This is a genomic window from Microbacterium sp. K41 (assembly GCF_004794395.1).
Taxonomy (GTDB): domain Bacteria; phylum Actinomycetota; class Actinomycetes; order Actinomycetales; family Microbacteriaceae; genus Microbacterium; species Microbacterium sufflavum.
In genome coordinates, this window is sequence record NZ_SSDO01000488.1 from 1 (window position 1) to 1738 (window position 1738).

A 1738-nucleotide genomic window follows, 5' to 3' on the forward strand; every position below is an offset into this window, starting at 1 on the left:
CCGGGGCGCGTCGAGCCGCTCGACCACGGCGGCGACCTCCGGCGCGGGGAGACCGCGGAGCAGCTCGCGGATGCGCGACCGCATCTCCGCGCGCACCGGCGGCGACATACGCCGCGAGCGCACCAGGTGGTGCGAGCTGAGCGCGAGCGCGGTCCACACGGCCTTGGGCAGGAAGCGCTCGGCGTCGCGGTCGCGCTGCGCCAGGGCGACGACCTGGGACAGGGCCTCGGCGAAGTCGAGCTGCCGCCGGTCGGCGATCTGGGTGAGCGAGCCCGCGACGCCGCGGCGGTAGAGCAGTGCCGGGGCGTCGACGACCGCGAACGACGAGGCCTCCAGGTGCAGCCGCCAGATCCACGGCCGGTCCTCCGCGGTGAACAGTCCGGGCGGGAACCCGGCCAGGCCCCGGTCGAGGAGGCGGCGGTGGAACAGCCCGGCCCAGGCGTACGGGTAGTCGACCATGGTCGGCTCGTCGGCGGGCAGGATGGCGCTCCGCGGCGGGGCGACGGTCTCGCGCCAGGGGAACGGCGCTCGCACCAGTGTGCGGCGGGTGCCGGTGACGGTCACGTGATCGGTGCGGACGAAGTCGCAGCGCAGCGCGCGCAGGCGAGAGGCCAGCACGGCCAGCCGCCGCGGCTGCAACCAGTCGTCGCCGTCGAGGAAGCAGAACGCCTCGCCCTCGACGAGCGCGAGACCCTGGTTGCGGGCGCTCGCCAGGCCGCGCGGCGTCGGGTTGTGCACCACCCTGGCGCGCGGGAACCGGTCGGCGTAGTGCTGCATGAGCGCGCGCGTGTCGTCGCGGGAGCCGTCGTCGATCGCCACGAGCTGCAGATCGTGCGGGTCGTCGAACTGCCGGGTGAGGGTCTCGAGGGTCGTCCCGATGTAGGGTCCGGCGTCCTTCGCGGGAAGGATGACGGTGACGAGGGGCGTGCGCACGGAACTCCCGGGGTGGGCGGTGTGCGGAGATCGTCGCAGTCGCGCGTGTCCGGTCGGCGACGTCACGGTGAACGGCGGGTGACGCGAGGCGCGGCAGGCACAACGCTGAGGTGTGGTCCGCACCCGAACGAACCACACCCCCAGTGCGTTGCACTGCCGGGTGCGAGCACCCGGGAAACCGACACCGTGCGGTGCCGGCCCACCCCGCGGTTTACTGGCCCCCACCAGCGGGCCGAGGGGTGTGCGTCGAGAGCGACTCCATGAAGATCAACACTCAACACGTAACATGATACATACCTCTCCACGAGATGCCGAATCGATGCGGGGCGCCGCGTCGATTGGCGCGGTCACCCGGCATCCGCGACCATGGAGCCCATGCTCTGGCCGTTCGGAACGATCTGGCGACCGGTGCGACGGCGCCGCCGGAGCACCGGGATCGACCTGCGCTGGCTGTCCGCCCGCACGTGGACCGAGCGCTGGTATCCCCAGGGCATCGACGTGGGCCGGCTGCGCGGACGACGCACGCTCGCGGTGAGCTGGTTCCGCCAGGACAGGGCGGGCCGCCACCTCGCCTCCCGGGTCACGATGATCGACCTCAACCGGTCGCGTCACCTCGACGTGGTGCTCGCCGTCCCCGGGGAGGACGGCCGCCTGGAGCCCGCCCCGATCCACGCCGGCGGCCTCGCGTGGTTCGACGACCGCTTGTTCGCGGCGGCCACAGGCCAGGGGATCTGGGAGTTCGACCTGGCGCGGCTCCGCCGGGTGCGCGGCTCCGACGCCCACCGCCTGGCCGGGAGCCTCCGCC

General features: G+C 73.5%; 1 protein-coding gene and 1 pseudogene. One reads left to right on the forward strand and one right to left on the reverse strand.

The window, feature by feature from the left end; translation table 11 throughout:
* A partial coding sequence (locus DW309_RS16195) for a glycosyltransferase family 2 protein (RefSeq protein ID WP_136045949.1) occupies window positions 1-933 on the reverse strand: 933 nt, incomplete at its 3' end.
* 375 nt (window positions 934-1308) lie between these two features.
* Between DW309_RS16195 and DW309_RS16200 the strand changes: the two are divergent.
* Window positions 1309-1738, forward strand: a pseudogene (locus DW309_RS16200) (hypothetical protein); the annotation flags it as partial.